Source organism: Vibrio sp. 10N.247.311.13 (assembly GCF_041467595.1).
Taxonomy (GTDB): Bacteria; Pseudomonadota; Gammaproteobacteria; order Enterobacterales; family Vibrionaceae; genus Vibrio; species Vibrio crassostreae_C.
On record NZ_JBFSUX010000027.1, the window covers coordinates 20,054 to 38,988 of the forward strand.

Annotated in this window: 17 protein-coding genes and 1 other RNA gene; 4 read left to right on the forward strand and 14 right to left on the reverse strand. The window is 46.4% G+C overall.

Annotated elements, in window-relative coordinates; genetic code table 11:
* Window positions 1-199: 199 nt before the first annotated feature.
* From murC to rsmI, 12 genes are all read right to left on the reverse strand, one after another.
* Window positions 200-1,660, reverse strand: coding sequence for a UDP-N-acetylmuramate--L-alanine ligase (murC, locus tag AB6E52_RS12955; RefSeq protein WP_017059288.1), 1,461 nt, complete (start codon window positions 1,658-1,660; stop codon window positions 200-202).
* A gap of 13 nt (window positions 1,661-1,673) precedes the next feature.
* A complete protein-coding gene (gene murG, locus AB6E52_RS12960) occupies window positions 1,674-2,735 on the reverse strand; it encodes an undecaprenyldiphospho-muramoylpentapeptide beta-N-acetylglucosaminyltransferase (RefSeq protein WP_017059287.1) in 1,062 nt (353 codons plus the stop codon).
* A gap of 12 nt (window positions 2,736-2,747) precedes the next feature.
* The gene (ftsW, locus tag AB6E52_RS12965; RefSeq protein ID WP_102319695.1) at window positions 2,748-3,944 is read right to left on the reverse strand and encodes a cell division protein FtsW; all 1,197 of its coding nucleotides are present in this window, start codon (window positions 3,942-3,944) and stop codon (window positions 2,748-2,750) included.
* A gap of 22 nt (window positions 3,945-3,966) precedes the next feature.
* A complete protein-coding gene (gene murD, locus AB6E52_RS12970; RefSeq protein WP_102319694.1) occupies window positions 3,967-5,292 on the reverse strand; it encodes a UDP-N-acetylmuramoyl-L-alanine--D-glutamate ligase in 1,326 nt (441 codons plus the stop codon).
* A 57-nt stretch (window positions 5,293-5,349) separates the two neighbouring features.
* The gene (gene mraY / locus AB6E52_RS12975) at window positions 5,350-6,432 is read right to left on the reverse strand and encodes a phospho-N-acetylmuramoyl-pentapeptide-transferase (protein WP_102319693.1); all 1,083 of its coding nucleotides are present in this window, start codon (window positions 6,430-6,432) and stop codon (window positions 5,350-5,352) included.
* Window positions 6,429-7,802 (reverse strand): UDP-N-acetylmuramoyl-tripeptide--D-alanyl-D-alanine ligase, encoded by a 1,374-nt coding sequence (gene murF / locus AB6E52_RS12980; protein ID WP_017070828.1) that lies wholly within the window; start codon window positions 7,800-7,802, stop codon window positions 6,429-6,431. Before murF ends, mraY begins: the two co-directional genes overlap by 4 nt.
* Window positions 7,802-9,286, reverse strand: coding sequence for a UDP-N-acetylmuramoyl-L-alanyl-D-glutamate--2,6-diaminopimelate ligase (gene murE, locus AB6E52_RS12985; protein WP_102319692.1), 1,485 nt, complete (start codon window positions 9,284-9,286; stop codon window positions 7,802-7,804). Before murE ends, murF begins: the two co-directional genes overlap by 1 nt.
* Before the next feature lie 18 nt (window positions 9,287-9,304).
* On the reverse strand, window positions 9,305-11,062 hold the full coding sequence (locus AB6E52_RS12990) for a penicillin-binding transpeptidase domain-containing protein (RefSeq protein WP_102319691.1): 1,758 nt from the start codon (window positions 11,060-11,062) through the stop codon (window positions 9,305-9,307).
* Entirely contained in the window at window positions 11,059-11,376 is a 318-nt protein-coding gene (gene ftsL, locus AB6E52_RS12995) for a cell division protein FtsL (protein ID WP_017062901.1), read from the reverse strand. Before ftsL ends, AB6E52_RS12990 begins: the two co-directional genes overlap by 4 nt.
* A gap of 3 nt (window positions 11,377-11,379) precedes the next feature.
* A complete protein-coding gene (gene rsmH / locus AB6E52_RS13000) occupies window positions 11,380-12,330 on the reverse strand; it encodes a 16S rRNA (cytosine(1402)-N(4))-methyltransferase RsmH (RefSeq protein WP_017062902.1) in 951 nt (316 codons plus the stop codon).
* A 228-nt stretch (window positions 12,331-12,558) separates the two neighbouring features.
* Window positions 12,559-12,998: RNase P RNA component class A (gene rnpB, locus AB6E52_RS13005), an RNA gene on the reverse strand.
* Window positions 12,999-13,174: 176 nt separating this feature from the next.
* Window positions 13,175-14,041, reverse strand: a complete 867-nt coding sequence (gene rsmI, locus AB6E52_RS13010) for a 16S rRNA (cytidine(1402)-2'-O)-methyltransferase (protein WP_017066241.1) — start codon at window positions 14,039-14,041, stop codon at window positions 13,175-13,177.
* Between the two features lie 61 nt (window positions 14,042-14,102).
* Here rsmI and AB6E52_RS13015 point away from each other — a divergent pair, with 61 nt between their 5' ends.
* Genes AB6E52_RS13015 through AB6E52_RS13030 form a run of 4 tightly spaced genes read left to right on the forward strand, consistent with a single transcriptional unit; the run spans window position 14,103 to window position 17,520 of the window.
* The gene (locus AB6E52_RS13015; protein WP_102319690.1) at window positions 14,103-15,920 is read left to right on the forward strand and encodes a penicillin-binding protein activator; all 1,818 of its coding nucleotides are present in this window, start codon (window positions 14,103-14,105) and stop codon (window positions 15,918-15,920) included.
* Window positions 15,907-16,305, forward strand: a complete 399-nt coding sequence (locus tag AB6E52_RS13020; RefSeq protein ID WP_048614934.1) for a YraN family protein — start codon at window positions 15,907-15,909, stop codon at window positions 16,303-16,305. The genes AB6E52_RS13015 and AB6E52_RS13020 overlap by 14 nt, the downstream gene beginning before the upstream one ends.
* Window positions 16,306-16,307: 2 nt before the next feature.
* Window positions 16,308-16,898: a phosphoheptose isomerase gene (locus AB6E52_RS13025; RefSeq protein ID WP_004729817.1), complete on the forward strand. Its 591-nt coding sequence runs from the start codon at window positions 16,308-16,310 to the stop codon at window positions 16,896-16,898.
* A gap of 16 nt (window positions 16,899-16,914) precedes the next feature.
* A complete protein-coding gene (locus AB6E52_RS13030; protein ID WP_017062905.1) occupies window positions 16,915-17,520 on the forward strand; it encodes a BON domain-containing protein in 606 nt (201 codons plus the stop codon).
* Between the two features lie 254 nt (window positions 17,521-17,774).
* Here AB6E52_RS13030 and sspB read toward each other — a convergent pair whose 3' ends face one another.
* Window positions 17,775-18,269: a ClpXP protease specificity-enhancing factor gene (gene sspB / locus AB6E52_RS13035; RefSeq protein WP_032545786.1), complete on the reverse strand. Its 495-nt coding sequence runs from the start codon at window positions 18,267-18,269 to the stop codon at window positions 17,775-17,777.
* Window positions 18,270-18,275: 6 nt separating this feature from the next.
* Window positions 18,276-18,911, reverse strand: coding sequence for a stringent starvation protein SspA (sspA, locus tag AB6E52_RS13040; RefSeq protein WP_009848943.1), 636 nt, complete (start codon window positions 18,909-18,911; stop codon window positions 18,276-18,278).
* Between the last annotated feature and the right edge of the window lie 24 nt (window positions 18,912-18,935).

The following is an 18,935-nucleotide window of genomic DNA, read 5'->3' on the forward strand; positions in this document are numbered from 1 at the left end:
TCTACCAAAGCCCGCATTCCCTGTCGTTGGTTCGCAATTCTATTCCCTATCTTCGTAATAGAGGTAAAAGCACTTACTTTAACCTATGAATTATACTGAGCAAAATCAAACTATCAAACGTTGATAATAAGATTTTTGGTCAATTTTAGGTCAATCGCAAGAAGTGAGCGATTGACCACAGTCTGTAGACAGTATTCTGTTACGCGTTCTGCATTTTATTAATGTCTAACTGTAACGATTCCAACTGCTTCGCTACTCGACCAACATCGCCTGCACCCTGCGTTAAAACAAGGTCACCGCCTTGAATTACGTTGGCTAAAGCCGATGGCAGTGCGTTGATATCGGCAACAAAGATTGGGTCTATCTTACCACGCCCACGAATAGTTCGACTTAATGAACGTCCGTCAGCCCCTGCAATCGGTTTCTCACCTGCAGAATAAACATCTAACAGAATTAGGACATCAACCTGCTCAAGAACGTTCGCGAAATCATCATACAGATCGCGAGTACGGCTATAACGGTGCGGTTGGAAGATCATAACAAGACGTTTATCAGTCCAGCCACTACGAGCAGCTTGAATCGTCACATCAACTTCGGTTGGGTGATGACCGTAATCATCGACCAGCATTGCAACGCCTTTACCTGTTTCATACTCACCTAGGTGATCGAAACGGCGACCCGTGCCTTCCGTTCCCGCCATCGCTTTGAGAATCGCTTCATCGCTGATGTCATCTTCTGTTGCAACAGCAATCGCAGCCGATGCATTCAATGCGTTGTGGCGACCTGGAATGTTCAACGTGATATCTAAGTTAGCTTTACCTTCACGTACAACCGTAAACTTGCCTTGTTGACCTTCTTGTACGTAGTTTTCAATACGAATATCTGCGTCTTCAGAGAAGCCGTAAGTAATCACTTGGCGGCTCACCTGAGGGATAAGTTCACGTACAACAGGATCATCAACACACATCACAGCCTGACCGTAGAATGGTAGGTTGTGTAAAAAATCAATAAACGTCTGCTTTAGCGTTTCAAAATCGCCGCCGTAGGTATCCATATGATCCGCTTCAATGTTAGTTACGATACTAACCATAGGTTGCAGATGTAAAAATGAAGCATCACTCTCATCGGCTTCAGCGATAAGAATACGGCTTGAACCTAAACGTGCGTTAGTACCAGCACTTTTAACCAAACCACCGTTTACGAAGGTTGGATCTAGGCCGGCTTCCGAGTAAATCTGTGTCACTAGCGCAGTCGTGGTTGTTTTACCGTGCGTACCTGCCACAGCAATACCGTGACGAAAACGCATCAGCTCAGCCAGCATTTCTGCACGACGAACGATCGGTGTGCGCGCTTCACGAGCTGCAATAATTTCTGGGTTTTCTTCGTTGATAGCGGTTGAAACAACCACCACACTTGCGTCGGCAACGTTACTCGCTTGGTGACCGATATAAACGGTCGCACCCTTGCTAACTAAACGATCAGTCACTGGGTTTTGAGCAATATCAGAACCCGTGATCTGGTAGCCTTCATTTAGCAAGACTTCAGCAATCCCGCTCATTCCGGCACCACCAATACCAATGAAGTGGATAGATTTAACACGGCGCATCTCTGGCACCATTGCACGGATTTGCGCTAAGTCTTGGGTATGTTCAATCGTCATCAATTCAATCTCATTATTTTGCTAAAGCTTTAATCGCTTCAGCGACGGTCACATCAGCATCAAGCTTGGCGGCTTGACGAGCTTTTGTTGCCATCATTTTTAATTCATTTCTATCAAGCTGCGTGATAGTGTTCGCTAGCTTATCAGCCGTTAGTTGAGGCTGTTCAATCATTAACGCTGCGCCACATTCAACTAAATGGTCGGCATTCAACGCTTGTTGTCTGTCTTTGTGCATAAACGGAACGAAGATAGAACCGACACCTGCCGCAGACACTTCTGATACGGTTAATGCACCTGAGCGACACACTAATAGATCTGCCCACTCATAAGCTTGCGCCACATCATCAATAAATTCAGTCACTTGAACATTACCAACAGAATGTGATTTGTATTGCTCAATAACTTGTTGTTGATTGTTCTTACCCGCTTGGTGCATCACAGTGAAGCCTTCACCAAGCTGCGCCATCGTTACTGGCAAGGTATCGTTTAGGATTTTTGCGCCCTGACTGCCGCCCATAACCAAGATGCGAATATCGCCGTCACGCTCCGCCATGCGTTGCTCGGGTTCAGCTAAGGCAACCACATCTTCGCGTACTGGGTTACCCACCACTTCTGCGGTAGGAAACGCACCAGGGAAAGCTTGGAAAACCTTTTTAGCAATCTTAGACAGCCATTGGTTGGTTAAACCTGCCACTGCATTTTGTTCATGGAGAACCACTGGAATGCCAGACAACCATGCCGCGATACCACCCGGGCCACTCACGTAACCACCCATGCCAAGTACCACATCAGGCTGCCATGCTTTAATGTGTTGTCTTGCTTGAAGTATGGCATTAATAATCTGGAACGGCGCTTTAATTAACTTGCTAATGCCTTGACCACGCAGGCCTTTCACTTTGATGAAGTCGATTTCAATGCCATGCTTTGGCACTAAATCCGCTTCCATTCTGTCTGCTGTGCCTAACCAGCGAATTTCCCAACCTTGTTGCTGAAGCTTTTTCGCTACTGCTAACCCTGGGAAAACGTGACCGCCAGTACCACCAGCCATCACTAAAAGTTTTTTGTTTTGTTTCATCACGTTAGATTCTTATTCTACTAATTCGTTTTGACTATCAGCTTGTTCTTTTTGTTGCATTCGGCATTCGTGGTCAATGCGCAGCAGCATTGATACCGCCACAGACATAACAATTAAACTCGAACCACCATAACTGATTAGCGGTAGGGTTAGACCTTTGGTCGGAACGATGCCAGATGCAGCACCTACGTTAACAAGCGTCTGAAACGCAAACCAAATACCAATACCAAAAGCCAGATAGCCGCTGAACACTTGATCGTGTTCAAAGGCTTTTTTGCCAATAAAAATGGCTTTAAAAACCAAGCTAAAGATGAGTATCAAGACCAAGGTCACGCCAACAAAACCCAATTCTTCTGCCAACACAGCAAATACAAAATCGGTGTGCGCTTCGGGTAAGTATTCGAGTTTCTGAATTGAGTTACCGAGCCCTTGCCCCATCCAATCACCACGGCCAAACGCCATCAATGACTGAGTTAACTGGTAACCACTGCCGAACGGGTCGTTCCAAGGTTCCCAGAATGAGGTAACACGTCGAACACGATAAGGCTCTATAACAATCAAACCGACGACCGCGGCAATACCTGCCACCATCAAGGCGATAAACTGTGAAAGCTTGGCACCAGCAATGAATAGCATGCCGAACAGGGTCACTAGCATTACGACCACAGTACCTAAATCGGGCTGGCCTAGCAGCAGCACGGCAAAAGCGCCGAATACCATGATCGGTTTACCAAAACCACCGAAGAAGGTTTTTCTCACTTCATCTTGCTTCCGAACCAAGTAGCCCGCCATAAAGATAAACAGCGATAACTTGGCGACTTCAGCGGGTTGTAAGTTAAATAGCCCTAATGGGATCCAACGCGATGCGCCGTTAACCGACTTACCGACGGCTAATACCACAATCAGCAAGAAGAAGGACAAGCCCAGTAGATACATACTGTATTGAAACCAGCGTTGCATCGGGATTTGCAATATGATGCTAGAGACACCTAACGCCAATACAAGGAAGATGGCATGACGGAACATAAAGTGAAACGGCTGATCGGTTAAACGAGCACTGATGGGGAACGAAGCAGACGTCACCATCACCAAACCTGTCAGCATTAGCCCAAGAGCAATCCACACCAATTGACGATCGTAAAGCGCCTCGGGAGTAGCACGGTTTAGCCACTGCCAGATGGATTGATTAATCTCTTTGACTCTTTGCACTGAATGTTAGTCCTTCAACACGTTAAGCATACTCATGAGCAAGCTCAGTGAACGCATCACCTCTTGCCATGAAATTATTAAATTGATCGAAGCTTGCGCACGCCGGAGACAGCATCACCATATCTCTAGCCACCAGCTGTGGCGAGATAGATTCGATTATCTGCTGCATGGTATCGAACTTTTGTGCCGATGGGTGCAGAGGCATGAATTGATCTGCATCTTCACCGAAACAACACAGCTGAACACGCTCAAGTTGCGCCAATACTGGTTCAAGCTCACTAAAGTCAGCACCTTTACCAACGCCGCCAACCAAAAGATATAACGTACCTTGATACTCCAACCCAGACAGGGCTGCCAATGTGCTGGCTACATTCGTTGCTTTGGAGTCATTAACCCATTTGATTTCGCGCTTGTCAGCCACGACTTGGCAACGATGCGTCAAACCGTTATAGGCCTTCAAAGCATCAAGACTTTTGCTGTAGTCGATACCAACTTGCTTCAATAGTGCAAGTGAGACTAACGCATTCGCCACATTGTGACGTCCAACCAATGTTAAATCTTGGGTAGCAAGGACAGGTTTACCGTGATCGACCAACCACTCAGTACTATCAATCGTTGATACACCAAACTCTTGGTTATCTAGGCCAAAAGTCAACAATGGCATTGTCTGGTCAGGGTAAGTCTCTTTGTCTTCACGATTAACAATCGCACACTGCGCGTTATTAAAAATTCTTAACTTGGCTTCACGATAATCAGCCATACCCTGATAGCGATCCATGTGATCTTCTGACAGGTTCAAAAAGGCTGCTGCTACAAGGTTTAGGTTCGATGTGGTTTCTAACTGGAAGCTTGAAAGCTCAAGCACATATAAATCCGCATCAAGTTCTAGAAGGTCTAGAAGGTCTAGGGCAGGAATGCCAATATTGCCGCCAACGCCAACATTAAGCCCAGCAGCCTTAGCAAGCACACCAGTCAGATCAGTCACGGTACTCTTACCGTTTGAACCAGTAATCGCCACAACAGGCTTATCTACAGCCCAACCAAACAGCTCGATGTCGCCAACGACAGGCGTACCCGCTTGAAGCACATCTTGAATTTCAGGTGTCGCTAAAGCAATGCCTGGGTTAGCAACCACCAGATCAGCCTCAGCTAGCCATTGGCTATTCCAGCTTCCAGAATGCAGCTCAACCGACTCAGGCAAAGATTCCTTTCCTGGTGGTAGCTCTCGCGTATCAATTACCTTTACGCAAGTATGGGGCTGATATTTTACGAGATGTTTAACGACAGAGAGCCCGGTAATACCGAGCCCCACAACCACTACATTTTGAATATTTTGCCAACGTTCCATTTAAACAAGATGCTCTTAATAGTTTTAAAGAGCCCCTATTCAGAGGCTCATACAGGATTAACGAACTTTCAGTGTCGCTAGGCCAACCAGTACTAATACCATTGAGATTATCCAAAAACGCACGATAACACGCGGCTCTGGCCAACCTTTAAGTTCATAGTGGTGGTGAATCGGTGCCATGCGGAAAATACGCTGACCACGCAATTTGTAAGAGCCCACCTGCAGAATCACTGACAGAGTCTCCATTACAAACACACCACCCATGATCACTAGTATCAACTCTTGACGAACGAGTACCGCAATCACACCTAACGCACCACCCAGTGCTAGAGAGCCAACATCGCCCATGAATACTTGTGCTGGGTAAGTGTTAAACCATAGGAAGCCAAGGCCTGCACCAACGATAGCAGTACATACCACCACCAGTTCAGAGGTGTATGGGATGTATGGAATGTGTAGGTATGCTGCAAAGTTAACGTTACCTGTCGCCCAAGCGATAACAGCAAAACCCGCAGCAACCATAACCGTTGGCATAATCGCCAAGCCATCTAGGCCATCAGTTAGGTTTACCGCGTTACTGGTACCCACAATAACAAAGTAAGTTAGAACAATGTACAGTAAACCAAGTTGTGGCATCACATCTTTAAAGAAAGGCACCACTAATTGTGTCGCAGCAGTGTCTTGCCCATGAGCATACAGAGCAAACGCCACAACCAATGCAATAGCCGATTGCCAGAAGTACTTCCAACGCGCAATCAAGCCATCAGTGTTCTTACGAACGACTTTACGATAATCATCAACAAAACCAACTGCACCGTAACCGCCTAGCACGACAAGTACGGCCCAAACGTAAGGGTTTGATAAGTCAGCCCAAAGTAAGACCGTAATGATGATCGCAGCAAGGATCATCACACCACCCATGGTTGGTGTACCACGCTTACTGAAGTGAGATTCTGGGCCGTCATTACGAACAACTTGGCCAATTTGCAGCATTTGCAGACGCTCAATTAAACGAGGTCCCATCCACAGCGACAGACATAAAGCCGTCAAAATGCTCGCGATTGCACGAAACGATAAGTATTCGAACAAACGGAAAAAAGAAAAGTGTGGCTGTAGTAGCTCTGCAAGCCAAATTATCATGAAAAGTTCTCCTTTAAAGCAGCGGCTATTTTACTCATTCCTGCACTATTGGCGCCTTTTACCAACAAGGTATGTGGCGCGTTTTCTGGCAAGCTCAAGTGCTGCTCTATGTGCGCGATCATCGCTTCATGCGTTGCAAAGTGAGTGCCGTTACACACTTCACTAATCACCTTGGTATCATCACCGTAAGTGAGTACATGCTCAAAAGCGAATGGGGCAGCATATTCACCGACTTGACGGTGAAGTGCAAGGCTTTCATCGCCTAACTCAGCCATATTGCCTAAAATCAACCAACGCTGACCTTTGAAGCTCGACAACAATTTAGCTGCAGCCTTCATTGCCGGTACACTGGCGTTGTAACTGTCATCTATCAGCTTGATATTCTGACTTAATTGTTGAACCTCAACTCGGCCTTTAACTGAGATAAGATTCGCTAAACCGCTTTTAATTTCTGCAAGCGTGGCACCGAATTGAATGCTCAGTGCTGCTGCGGCTAATGCGTTGGCTACATTGTGCTGACCAATAATGCCAAGTTCGACATCGATAGCGCCTTGCGGGGTCTGCATATCAAAGCAAGCTTCACCCTGCTCGTTGATGCGAATATTCGTCGAAAAGTAATCCGCCGTGTCATCACTTTCAGAAAAGGTCAGTACGTTTTTGTCTGCAAGCACATCTTTCCAGAAGTCACCACCATTGCTCTCTAGGTTAACAATAGCAGTATCACCAGCAGCAAGCCCCTGAAAAATTTCGCCTTTCGCTTGTTTAACACCATCAATTGAGCCAAAGCCCTCTAGATGCGCGGCAGCAACGTTATTCACTAAGGCCACCTGTGGTTTCACAAGCTGCGTGGTATAGGCAATTTCACCAATGTGGTTCGCGCCCAGTTCTATCACGGCATAGTCGTCATTGGGTTCACTGCGCAGCAAGGTTAGTGGTACTCCAATATCATTATTGAAGTTACCCGCTGTAAACAGCACTTTGCCACGTTGTTGTAGAATACTCGCGACCATCTCTTTGACGGTCGTTTTGCCACAGCTTCCTGTTATCGCCATGGTTGGCACGTTACATTGTTTGTGGATCCAAGCACTTAGCTGACCTAAAGCAAGTTTAGTGTCTTCAACAACAACTTGAGTAATATTTAGGTCAAGTTTTCGTTGAACTAATAACGCACTCGCATTGGCCTCAACAGCCTGACCACAAAAATCATGCGCATCAAAACGTTCACCTACAAGAGCAACAAACAGTGCACCTTCTTCAACGGTGCGAGTATCGGTAGAAACCGCATTGATCAAACTATTGCTCGATTTGCCAGCCTCTATCAGCTGACCGTACACCGCTGAGCAGATCTGCTCGAGTGATACATCAATCATTATGAAATACCTAAAAGTTGTAGTGCTGACTCTCGATCCGAATAGTGGATCGTTTTGTCTTTCAATACTTGGTAATCCTCATGGCCTTTACCTGCCAGAAGAATAATGTCGTTATTACCCGCCTGCTCTAGAGCAAACTTAACCGCCTGAAAGCGATCGTGTTCAACAAAGGCGACTTCAGGCTCACTTAAACCTGCCAGCATGTCTTTAACAATCAATGCCGGGTCTTCACTGCGAGGGTTGTCATCTGAAATAATAATGTTATCGGCGAACTGCTCTGCGGTAACCGCCATCATAGGGCGCTTGCCTGTATCTCGATCACCACCGCAGCCAAAGATTGCCCATAGCTTTCCAGAGCAATGTACACGTAGTGCTGCCAATGCTTTCTCTAAAGCGTCTGGCGTATGCGCGTAATCGACAACCACTTTTGCTTTGTTCGGCACTTGGAACAGTTCCATACGACCAATCACAGGTTGCAACTGAGGCGCAGTGTCGACCAAGATTTGCTTATCGATACCTAATGACAGCAAGGTCGCAAAGGCAACCAGTACATTTGATGCGTTGAACTGGCCAATTAAAGGAACAGACAGTTGTCCCTGCCCCCAGCTACCATCAAAAGCGAGTTTGATACCCGTCTCTGCATAAGCAACATCAGATGCCCATACCGACTGTTGGTAGCCAGTTAACGGAAGCAATGACACAGCTACTGCATTGGACAGATCAGCCATCCAAGCTTTACCGACTTCATCATCAACATTAATCACAGCGTGCTTACACTTATGCTGAGTAAACAAGCTCTTCTTAGCCAGAGCGTACTCTTGCATCGTGCCGTGGTAATCCAAGTGGTCACGGCTCAAGTTAGTAAATACACCAGCCTCAAAATCCAATGCCTTAACTCGGCCTTGAACCAAACCATGAGACGAGATTTCCATCGCGGTATAAACAGCGTTTTCTTCAGCCAACTCACTCAGCGTACGTTGTATTTCAATCGCACTACCGGTCGTATTCGCCGCCGTTTTAAGGTTGTCTAGAAAACCGTTACCCGTGGTGCCCATTACCGCAGAGCGTTGGCCGACTAAATCTAGCCACTGAGCAATCAATTGGGTGATAGTGGTTTTGCCATTGGTGCCGGTAACACCAATCAGCTTAGTCGCCTGAGACGAGTAAACACGACCGGCCAACTCAGATAACACCAAGTTAAGGTCTTTAATGTAAACAACCGGAACAGCATCCAACCACTCAATCAGACCATGGGCCTTTTCAGCATCAGCTTGTGCGATAACGGCATTGGCTCCCTGTGAGACCGCTTTGTCAATGAAACGACGGCCATCAACAGCATGCCCAACTACAGCAACAAAAATATCGCCGTCTTTGATGGCACGACTATCCAACTCCAACTGTTCAACGGCAATCGCATCCAGCTCAGGTGAACTAAAGTCACCCCAAGGAGAAAGTAAAGATGACAGCGTGAGGCTATTACTCATATTGAATCCTGATTGGCTCTATTCTTGAAACTTGTTTTCATCAGCAGGGACATTCAGAATTTGCAGTGCGCCCTTCATGATTTCAGAAAAAACAGGGGCTGCGACCGAGCCACCATAGTAGAGGTCACCTTGAGGTTCATTGATCATCACAACCAAAGAGACTCTTGGGTCACTCACTGGAGCAACACCTGCGGTATAGGCGAAGTACTCGTCTCCATAACCACCGGAAATCGCTTTTCTAGATGTACCTGTTTTTGCTGCTACTCGGTAACCCGGCACGGCAGCTCTTGTCGCTGTACCGCCCTTTTGGGTTACGCCTTCTAGCATGTTCAAAACCAACTCAGCATTTTCGCGCTTGATGCTCTGTTTTGAGAAATCTTGGTCGTTGCTTTTAACGATATGGATAGGTTCGTAAACACCGTGATTCGCTAACGTCGCATAGGCATGAGCCAATTGCAGCGGAGTAATCGCTAGACCATAACCAAAGGATAAGGTAGCGATTTCAAACTTAGACCAGCGTCGACGGTTCGGGAAAATACCCGCGGTCTCACCGACTAGATTCAGCCCAGACATCTCGCCAAGACCAACAGAACTGTACATGCCCAGTAGCGCTTCAAGTGGCATATCCAGTGCTAACTTCGCCACACCGATGTTACTCGACTTCTTAAGGATTAACGCCAAGTCTGCCTTACCAACTTTGGAAGTATCACGTACACGGCTACCACCGATTTGCATGATGCCGTTACCCGTATCAATTACAGTATCAGCATCCGCGGTACCATTTTCGAGAGCGGCAAGAACAACAAACGGCTTAACCGTCGAACCTGGCTCAAAAGCATCGGTGATCACGCGGTTACGCATCTTAAAGCTTTGTAAATCAGCACGATTGTTTGGGTTGTAAGACGGTGCGTTAACCATGGCCAAAACCGCACCCGTTTTTACGTCTAATAAGATGGCAGATCCAGACGTCGCCTTGTGATCGGCTACCGCCTGTTTAATCGCTCGATAAGCGATGGCTTGTAAGCGCTGATCGATGGTCAATTCGAGTGGTTTACCTTCTTCACGCTCTTCTAGTGCAATGTTTTCAACTACTCGCCCGTAACGGTCTTTACGGATTGTACGTTTACCTGCTTCACCCGTGAGCCACTTATCGTAGCTGCGCTCGACACCTTCTAGGCCGTGTCCATCAATTCCGGTCACACCAATAAGATGCGCGCTGACTTCACCGGCTGGGTAATAACGACGTGATTCTGCTTTAAGACCAATACCCACCAGCTTTAAGTCGCGGATGTATTTCGCCATTGCTGGGCTAACTTGTCTTTGTAGGTAGATAAAACGACGAGATTTGTCGCTGGAGATCTTGTTGATCATCGATTGTCGATCTAAGCCAAGTACATCAGCTAGCGCATACCAACGATCAATTTGGGCCATGCCATTTTTATCGAAAATCGTTTTAGGATCGGCCCATACCGCTTCAACTGGAACACTCACAGCAAGCGGCTCGCCATTGCGGTCTGAAATAATACCGCGAGCAGAAGGAATGGCCTTAACACGTACTGAGCGAAGGTCGCCCTGACGAATTAAGTTATCTGGTTCAATAATTTGGATGTAAGCCACACGACCAACCAGCGCAGCAAAGGCAAGAAACACGAAAGCAATAACAACGTTGAAACGCCATTTAATAAGAATTGGATCCGAGTCCTTTTCGCTCTTCACTCGCTCTTTCGTTGGTTTCTTAACGGCTTTCGCGGGGGCTTTTTCCTTTTTTCCGGTCATTTCAGTGTGATCACAACTTCTTTGTCGGAGTCTGGACGTTTCATGTCTAGCTCTCGTTTTGCCGATGCTTGAACGCGGCTATGTTCAGCCAGAGCCGTCTCTTCAAGCATTAAATTTCGCCATTCATTATCAAGCTGTTCACGCTCACTCAATGCCATGTCTTTTTGCGTGATTGCCTGACGTGACATGTGTGTCGTGAGAACGACCCCCATCGCGCTCGCGAAGATACAGATAAGCAGCACCAATGGGACTTTACCCACGGAGATCAAATCAAAAAATATTATCTTGGCTAAGTTAGGTTTGGAGGTCTTCATTGACTATAGCTTTTCTGCGATTCGTAATACTGAGCTACGCGAACGAGTATTCTCATCCACTTCATCTTTAGAAGGCTTGATCGCTTTACCAACAGGCTTAAGATCAGCACTGCCTAGCGCTTTGATCTGCTCTTCTGTTAGTGGCAGGCCATGTGGTACTTGCGGACCTTGGCTCTCTTTACGGATAAAGCGCTTCACCATGCGGTCTTCAAGAGAGTGAAAGCTAATAACAGACAAACGGCCTTGAGGAGCAAGAATGCTTGCTGCGCCTTTCAGGGCTGTATCGATCTCTTCAAGTTCACTGTTGATGTAGATACGGAAGGCTTGGAAAGCACGTGTTGCTGGGTGCTTTTTCTCTTTGAAGCTTTTTGGAGCTACATCAGAGATAAGCTTAGCCAATTGGCCAGTACGTGTTAACGGTTCGTTCTCTTCGTTCTCTTGATAAGCAATGATGCCTTTCGCGATACGACGAGCGTGTTTGTCTTCACCGAACTCACGGATAACCCATGTGATGTCATCAAGATCGGCTTCAACTAACCACTGAGAGACAGGAATACCGGTTGTTGGGTCCATACGCATATCAAGCGGACCGTCTTTCATGAAGCTAAAGCCACGCTCAGCGTCATCTAGCTGTGGTGAAGAAACACCTAGATCCAGTAACACACCATCCACTTGACCGACTAAGTCATAACGCTCTGCATATTCAGCCATACCTGAGAACGGGCCGTGAATAATCGTAAAACGAGGGTCATCAATCTTTTGCGCTTCTGCAATCGCTTGTGGATCGCGGTCAATACTAAAGAGTCGTCCATTCTCGCCCAGTTTAGACAGGATTGTACGGCTGTGACCACCACGGCCAAAAGTACCATCGATGTAGGTACCGTCAGGTTTGATCGCAAGTCCGTCAATAGATTCGTTAAGCAATACTGAAATATGTTTGAATGCTTCTGTCATAGTCTTCTCAGTGAGTGGATTGAGCCATTAGTTCGGCAATAATTTGTTCTATTAACGTTTTAGTGTACTGATTTCACGCCGTATCTCCACCATATTGTGTATAGGCTTTGGGAATTTTTGACCCAAGCTCATATCAGGGTGAAGGATTCTAAGGAAATCTAAATAATTTACGTCAATATAAAGCAAAAAACCCATCACTACCGTTAAGTAATGATGGGTTCTTTATATAGGTGGAGTTGACACATACGCCGGGTTCTGTTCCGCTTGCGCGGCGGTAACCATTCGTCTAGGCCTGCAATCGCTCACAGGCTCAAGCAATCTACCCGCCCCCATACGCGAGCAACGCAATGTGAGGGCCTATTTGATCTTGCTCCGGGTGGAGTTTACCTTGCTACGAACTGTTGCCAGTCGCACGGTGCGCTCTTACCGCACCCTTTCAGCCTTACCTGTGCCCCTTCCGAAGAAATGAGGCCATCGGCGGTCTTCTCTCTGCTGCACTTGTCGTGGGCTCGCGCCCCCCAGACGTTATCTGGCACCCTGCTCTATGGAGCCCGGACGTTCCTCCCCTCTGCCAGTCTCCCGAAGGACTTCAACGTCAGTTTCCCGAAGGACCTCAACGTCAGTCTCCCGAAGGACATCAGCAAAGCAGCGATTACCCGTTCAACTCCGAGGGCGGATTGTATAGAGATTAGGGTGCAGTGTCTAGCGAGATCACAAATATGGTGCAAACCTCTAAGCAACTGCGTGAATTTTACACAATTCAGACAAAAAAAGAGGAATAACGGCAATACCATCACTCCTCACAAGCTTTTCAATACAGGTTAGCTACTCTATAAAGAGGTTTCTAGTGGTCTAGATGCTCTAGGCCCCATTTGTATAACGCGTTCTTTTTCAGATTGTAGATTTCTGCCGTCATCGCCGCCGCTTTTTTAAGAGGCAGCTCTTTGGTTAGAATGCCTAGTGTGCGAGTCGCTTCGTCTGGCAGTTCTGTGCTCGCTTCTTCACGGTGGCCGTGAATCAGTAACACCATCTCACCGCGTTTACGGTTCGCGTCTTCTTCAATCCACTCAATAAGTTCACCCAGTGGCAGCCCTTGGATGGTTTCGAAGGTTTTAGTTAGCTCACGCGCCAATACAACCTCACGGTCAGGGCCAAGAATCTCAAGCATGTCTTGCAAAGAGTCTGAAATACGGTGTGGTGATTCATAGAAGATGCAGGTGCGCTCTGCCTTTGCGATCTCTAAGAACTTGTCTTTACGACCTTTGCTTTTGGGCGGTAAGAAGCCTTCAAAGCTGAAACGATCTGACGGTAAACCAGAAGCACTTAACGCGGTAATCACAGCACAAGCACCAGGAAGTGGCACAACTCTCACACCCGCTTGACGACATTGTGAGACAAGATGGTAACCTGGGTCACTAATTAAAGGAGTACCCGCATCAGAGACTAATGCGATAGACTGACCTTCTAATAACCTTTCGACTAGAACTTGCGCTTTAGTTTGTTCATTATGATCATGTAAAGCGAACGTTCTGGTTGATATATTGAAGTGAGCAAGCAGCTTACCCGTGTGGCGTGTGTCTTCGGCTGCAATAACATCGACACTTGATAAAATTTCAATTGCTCTTTGAGTGATATCTCCCAAATTTCCGATTGGGGTTGGCACAATGTAGAGAGTTGGGCTCTCTGTGAGCAAGGTTTTGTTATCTGTCATTTGTTTACCATCACTTCAACGATTAATATAGATACAAATTTATACGGAATTTAAAGAACTCATGGCAACGATGAACCATAAGAGACTCAGTGTACCACGCTTACTAACTCCAATTGCATTAGCAATTACATTGGTGGCTTGTTCTTCAGGTCCTCAAGCACCAACGAGCGTTGATATTACACTAGATCCAGCGCAATCAACTGAAAGTTACATGATGCAAGCGGATAGTAGCAAAGGAAGTCTACAAAACGACTGGTTAATCATGGCGCTTAAGGCTTCTGTGCAAGCTGGAAAAACCGATCAAGCAACTCTGCTTATTAAACGCTTAGCAAAACAAGAGCTGAGCGAAACGCAACAAGCGGAATGGCAATTAGCTCGCGCTCAACTGTTGGTGAATAACTCGCAGCCTGAACAAGCTTATAGCCAACTGAACTTCCAGCCTTGGTGGAAACTTCCGAACGAGCAGTGGAAAGATTATCACGAGCTACGCGCGAACATTTCTGAAATGCAAAGCGAGTATTTTGAAGCAAGCCGTGAGTTAGTTCTTTATTCAGAATATCTAGACGCTGACGACGAGCTCCAACAACAAGCTGCTGACCGTATTTGGCAGAACCTAAATAGCTACTCTCAATATGAGATTCTGGAGCTTAAGACGTCGCCTACAGAAGACGTTCTTGCAGGTTGGTTACAGCTGGCGATTTACATGAAGACGCTGAATTCAAACCTTCCAAACCTGCAGGAAACCCTGTCTGATTGGCTAGCAGAGAATTCTCAGCACCCAGCAGCAACATATACACCTCAGGCGATCACTGACATCTTGGCGCTAGAGATCAGCAAGCCAACCAGCACTGCACTATTACTGCCTCTAACCGGTAAGTACGGCAAGCAGGCACAACTTGTGCGTGACGGTTTCATCTTTGCGATGATGAATGACAAAGAGCGCGAAGAAGATGCAACGCTGACGGTAATGGATACCAACGTGCAAAGTGCCGCTGAGATTAAAGCGACACTGGAAGAGAACAATGTTGATTTCATCGTTGGCCCGCTGATCAAGAGTAACATCACTAAGCTTCAGCAAGCACAGAAAAACCACGAAAACTCGATTCCAGCATTAGCTCTGAACATTCCAACACAACTAGAACCTGATACTAACATTTGTTATCTCGCTCTATCGCCAGAACAAGAAGTTGCTCAGGCAGCGAAACACCTATTTGCTCAAGGCTACAAGTATCCGCTTATCCTTGCGCCAAGAGGACGTTTAGGTGAGCGTGTTGAGCAAGCGTTTAAAGAAGAGTGGAAAAAATACAGCAGCAACGATGTTGCTATCAGCTTATTCTCTGACAAACGCCAACTGCAACGTAATGTGAATCAGGTATTCGGCCTGCAAGAGAGCCAACAGCGTATCGCTCAAATGGACGGGTTACTGAACCTAGACCTAGAAACAGAGCCACGCAGCCGTCGTGATATCGATTCTGTTTACATTGTGGCTAAGAACTCAGAGCTAACGCTAATCAAACCCTTCATTGAAGTTGCAATTAACCCTGATGCTAGCCAGCCCGCTCTTTTCTCAAACTCACGCAGCAACAGCGGTGATAAGCAGTATGAAGACCTAACCGGTGTGTTCTACAGCGATATCCCACTATTAGTTGAGAATAAAAACGAGCTTAATAAAGAGCTCAACGACCTATGGCCTGCACACTCAAACGGCCAAAAACGCTTGCAAGCACTGGGAATGGATGCTTACTACCTAATGGATGCACTGCCACAGATGAAAGCAGTGCAAGGTTACAGCATTCCAGGTGAAACGGGTGTGTTAACCATCGATAACAACTGTGTAGTTCAACGTGAAATCAGCTGGGCAGAGCATGGGGCTTTTTAGCCGAAAGTTCCTATCCAAACCAAGCATCACCCACAAACAAGTGGGTGATAAATACGAGACCGTGGCAAAATCTTATCTGATTAACCACGGTTTATCGTTAATAGAACAAAACTTCATAGCAAAATGTGGCGAGATTGATCTTATAATGCGCCATAACAATACGGTTGTGTTTGCTGAGGTAAAATACCGCAAGCAAACCCGCTACGGACATGCCGCTGAAATGGTGACTGCCAAGAAGTCACAGAAACTGCTCAAAACAGCCAATGTTTGGCTTATGCAGCAAGGATTGTCGGTGCACTCTACAGATTTCAGGTTTGATATTGTTGCCATTGAAGGGCCGAATGACACTATCGACTGGATTCAAAACGCGATTACCCAAGGATAAACATGCTAGACAGCATTAAAGAAAGTTTCACAGAAAGTATTCAAATCCAAATTGCGGCTGCAGAAGCTCTGCCTGACGCAATCACGCATGCCGCTCAAGCAATGGTTGCGACCTTGCTTAACGGAAACAAAATTCTTTGTTGTGGTAATGGTGGTTCGGCGTCGAATGCTCAGCAATTTGTATCGTGCCTACTCAACCGGTTTGAAACAGAGCGCCCCAGCCTTCCAGCAATGGCACTCACAGCAGACAACACCACGCTAACGGCTGTGGCTAACGACTACCACTATGAAGAGATCTTCTCTAAGCAGGTGCGTGCATTCGGTCAAACTGGCGATATTCTGTTGGCTATCTCGACTAGCGGTAACAGCAAGAACATCATCAAGGCAATGGAAGCGGCGGTAACTCGCGACATGACCATCATCGCCTTTACCGGTAAAGATGGTGGTGAGATGGCAGGTTTGCTTGGTGAACACGATGTAGAGATTCGTATCCCGTCACACCGTACAGCGCGCATTCATGAAGTACACATGGTGACACTGCACTGCCTATGTGACCTAATCGATCAAGTACTCTTCCCTGCCCACGAAGAGTGATATACGGAGCATCACAATGAAATCATTAACCTCTATGAGGCTTTTTAAGCTGATTAATGTTTCGCTACTTACACTGTCTCTGTCTGGTTGTGCTGGCATTTTCATTGCTGGTGCTGCAACTACTGCAAACCTAGTCACGGATACGCGAACAACCAAAGAGATTTGGAACGACAACAACATCGAATTTGAAGTTGCAGCGATTACCAATAAACAACCATTCCGTGGCAATGTACGTGTCACCGCTAGCTCATACCGAGGTTCAGTGGTGTTGATGGGGCAAGCAACCACAGATTCAGAACGTCGCGCTTTTGAAAACCAAGCCAAAGAAGTGGCTGGCGTTGAGAGCATCCACAATCAAGTTCGAGTGAAAGAACCTTTGTCTGTAAGTGCTATCAGTAAAGACAGCTGGATTACCACTAAGGTGAAATCAGCTCTGCTTGCGAATGCTGAGCTTAACGGCATCAAAGTAAAAGTGATTACTGAGGATTCAGAAGTATTCCTACTTGGACTCGTGACTAGAGAGCATGCCGATATCGCGACAGAAGTTGCGCGTAACATATCTGGCGTAAAACAGGTTATTCGAGCGTTTGAATACGGTGAAGAAGAGACGGCTGTTAACTAGCCGTAAGCCAGTCAACTAAATGCGATATAGCAGAAAAGAAAAAGCAGCGACGAGTCGCTGCTTTTTTATTTGGTTCGTTATCTAATACCAATCGTAGTAAATAATCTATCATTCTAGCTTGTTAAAAATTTCGATAACTGCGTTAGAATTTTTGATTGTAGAATAACTACTTATCAAAAAATTCCGCCTTGCTCTCAAGCTTTTTTCCTGCGCTATTTCTGATCACTTACTTACTGTGATTGGTATAACTAACGTTATTTGATAACACGAAGGCTTGGGCGACCTTTCGCTGGACGAGGTGGCTCAGGATCTGAGTCTGGCTCTTCAGCATCTACGTCTGCCGTTGCTACGCTCAAAGATGGGCCTTTTTCTGGTTCTTCAAAAGGACTTTCTTCAATCCCTTCTTCAAACGCTTCCATGTAAGCCTCTTCAGGTTCAAACATGGTACCAGCACCATTTTCACGAGCATAAACCGCTTGAACTGCGTAAAGCGGAACGATCACAGAGTGTGGACGACCACTAAAGCGAGCACTAAACGTCACAGCTTCGTTACCCAGTTCAAGTTGTCCAACCGCACGAGGCGCGATGTTCAGAATGATCTGACCATCTTGAACAAACTCTTCTGGAACTCGCACACCCGGTAATGTTGCTTCAACAACAAGGTGCGGAGTTAGTTCGTTATCAACCAGCCATTCATAAAATGCACGAAGCATGTATGGTCGGCGTGGAGTCATATTAGAAATATCCATAAACGCTTAGCGAACGAGTCGCATCTCACGCTCAGCTTCAGTTAGAGAAGCTAGGAATGAATCACGTTCGAATACGCGGTTCATGTAAATCTTAAGCTCTTTAGAACCAGGACCAATTAGTTCGATACCAAGCTCAGGTAAACGCCATAATAGCGGAGCTAGGTAACAATCAATTAGGCTAAACTCTTCGCTCATGAAGTATTCATACTCAGCGAAGATAGGAGCAAGAGTCAGTAGGTCGTTGCGCAGTTTAACGCGAGCTGCTTCAGATTCTTCAGCGTTGCCTTTAACGATCTTCTCTGCAACTGAATACCAGTTACGCTCAATGCGGTACATCATTAGACGGCTGTTACCACGAGCAACCGGGTATACAGGCATCAACGGTGGATGAGGGAAACGCTCATCTAGGTATTCCATGATGATCTTCGAGTCATATAGAGCAAGCTCACGATCAACAAGAGTAGGTACTGATTTGTACGGGTTCAGTTCAACAAGCTCTGCTGGTAGATTTTTTTCATCAACCAACTCAACTTCAACACTTACGCCTTTTTCAGCAAGAACGATGCGCACCTGATGGCTATACATATCAGAAGCACTTGAGAAAAGAGTCATTACAGAACGTTTATTGGCAGCTACAGCCATGGAGCCCTCCAGTACACTTTAAAT

Coding starts and splice junctions, on each gene's coding strand:
- murC (WP_017059288.1), bottom strand. CDS start 1,660: ATGACGATTGAACATACCCAAGACTTAGCGCAAATCCGTGCAATGGTG.
- murG (WP_017059287.1), bottom strand. CDS start 2,735: ATGAAACAAAACAAAAAACTTTTAGTGATGGCTGGTGGTACTGGCGGT.
- murD (WP_102319694.1), bottom strand. CDS start 5,292: ATGGAACGTTGGCAAAATATTCAAAATGTAGTGGTTGTGGGGCTCGGT.
- mraY (WP_102319693.1), bottom strand. CDS start 6,432: ATGATAATTTGGCTTGCAGAGCTACTACAGCCACACTTTTCTTTTTTC.
- murF (WP_017070828.1), bottom strand. CDS start 7,802: ATGATTGATGTATCACTCGAGCAGATCTGCTCAGCGGTGTACGGTCAG.
- murE (WP_102319692.1), bottom strand. CDS start 9,286: ATGAGTAATAGCCTCACGCTGTCATCTTTACTTTCTCCTTGGGGTGAC.
- AB6E52_RS12990 (WP_102319691.1), bottom strand. CDS start 11,062: ATGACCGGAAAAAAGGAAAAAGCCCCCGCGAAAGCCGTTAAGAAACCA.
- ftsL (WP_017062901.1), bottom strand. CDS start 11,376: ATGAAGACCTCCAAACCTAACTTAGCCAAGATAATATTTTTTGATTTG.
- rsmH (WP_017062902.1), bottom strand. CDS start 12,330: ATGACAGAAGCATTCAAACATATTTCAGTATTGCTTAACGAATCTATT.
- rsmI (WP_017066241.1), bottom strand. CDS start 14,041: ATGACAGATAACAAAACCTTGCTCACAGAGAGCCCAACTCTCTACATT.
- AB6E52_RS13015 (WP_102319690.1), top strand. CDS start 14,103: ATGGCAACGATGAACCATAAGAGACTCAGTGTACCACGCTTACTAACT.
- AB6E52_RS13020 (WP_048614934.1), top strand. CDS start 15,907: ATGGGGCTTTTTAGCCGAAAGTTCCTATCCAAACCAAGCATCACCCAC.
- AB6E52_RS13025 (WP_004729817.1), top strand. CDS start 16,308: ATGCTAGACAGCATTAAAGAAAGTTTCACAGAAAGTATTCAAATCCAA.
- AB6E52_RS13030 (WP_017062905.1), top strand. CDS start 16,915: ATGAAATCATTAACCTCTATGAGGCTTTTTAAGCTGATTAATGTTTCG.
- sspB (WP_032545786.1), bottom strand. CDS start 18,269: ATGGATATTTCTAATATGACTCCACGCCGACCATACATGCTTCGTGCA.
- sspA (WP_009848943.1), bottom strand. CDS start 18,911: ATGGCTGTAGCTGCCAATAAACGTTCTGTAATGACTCTTTTCTCAAGT.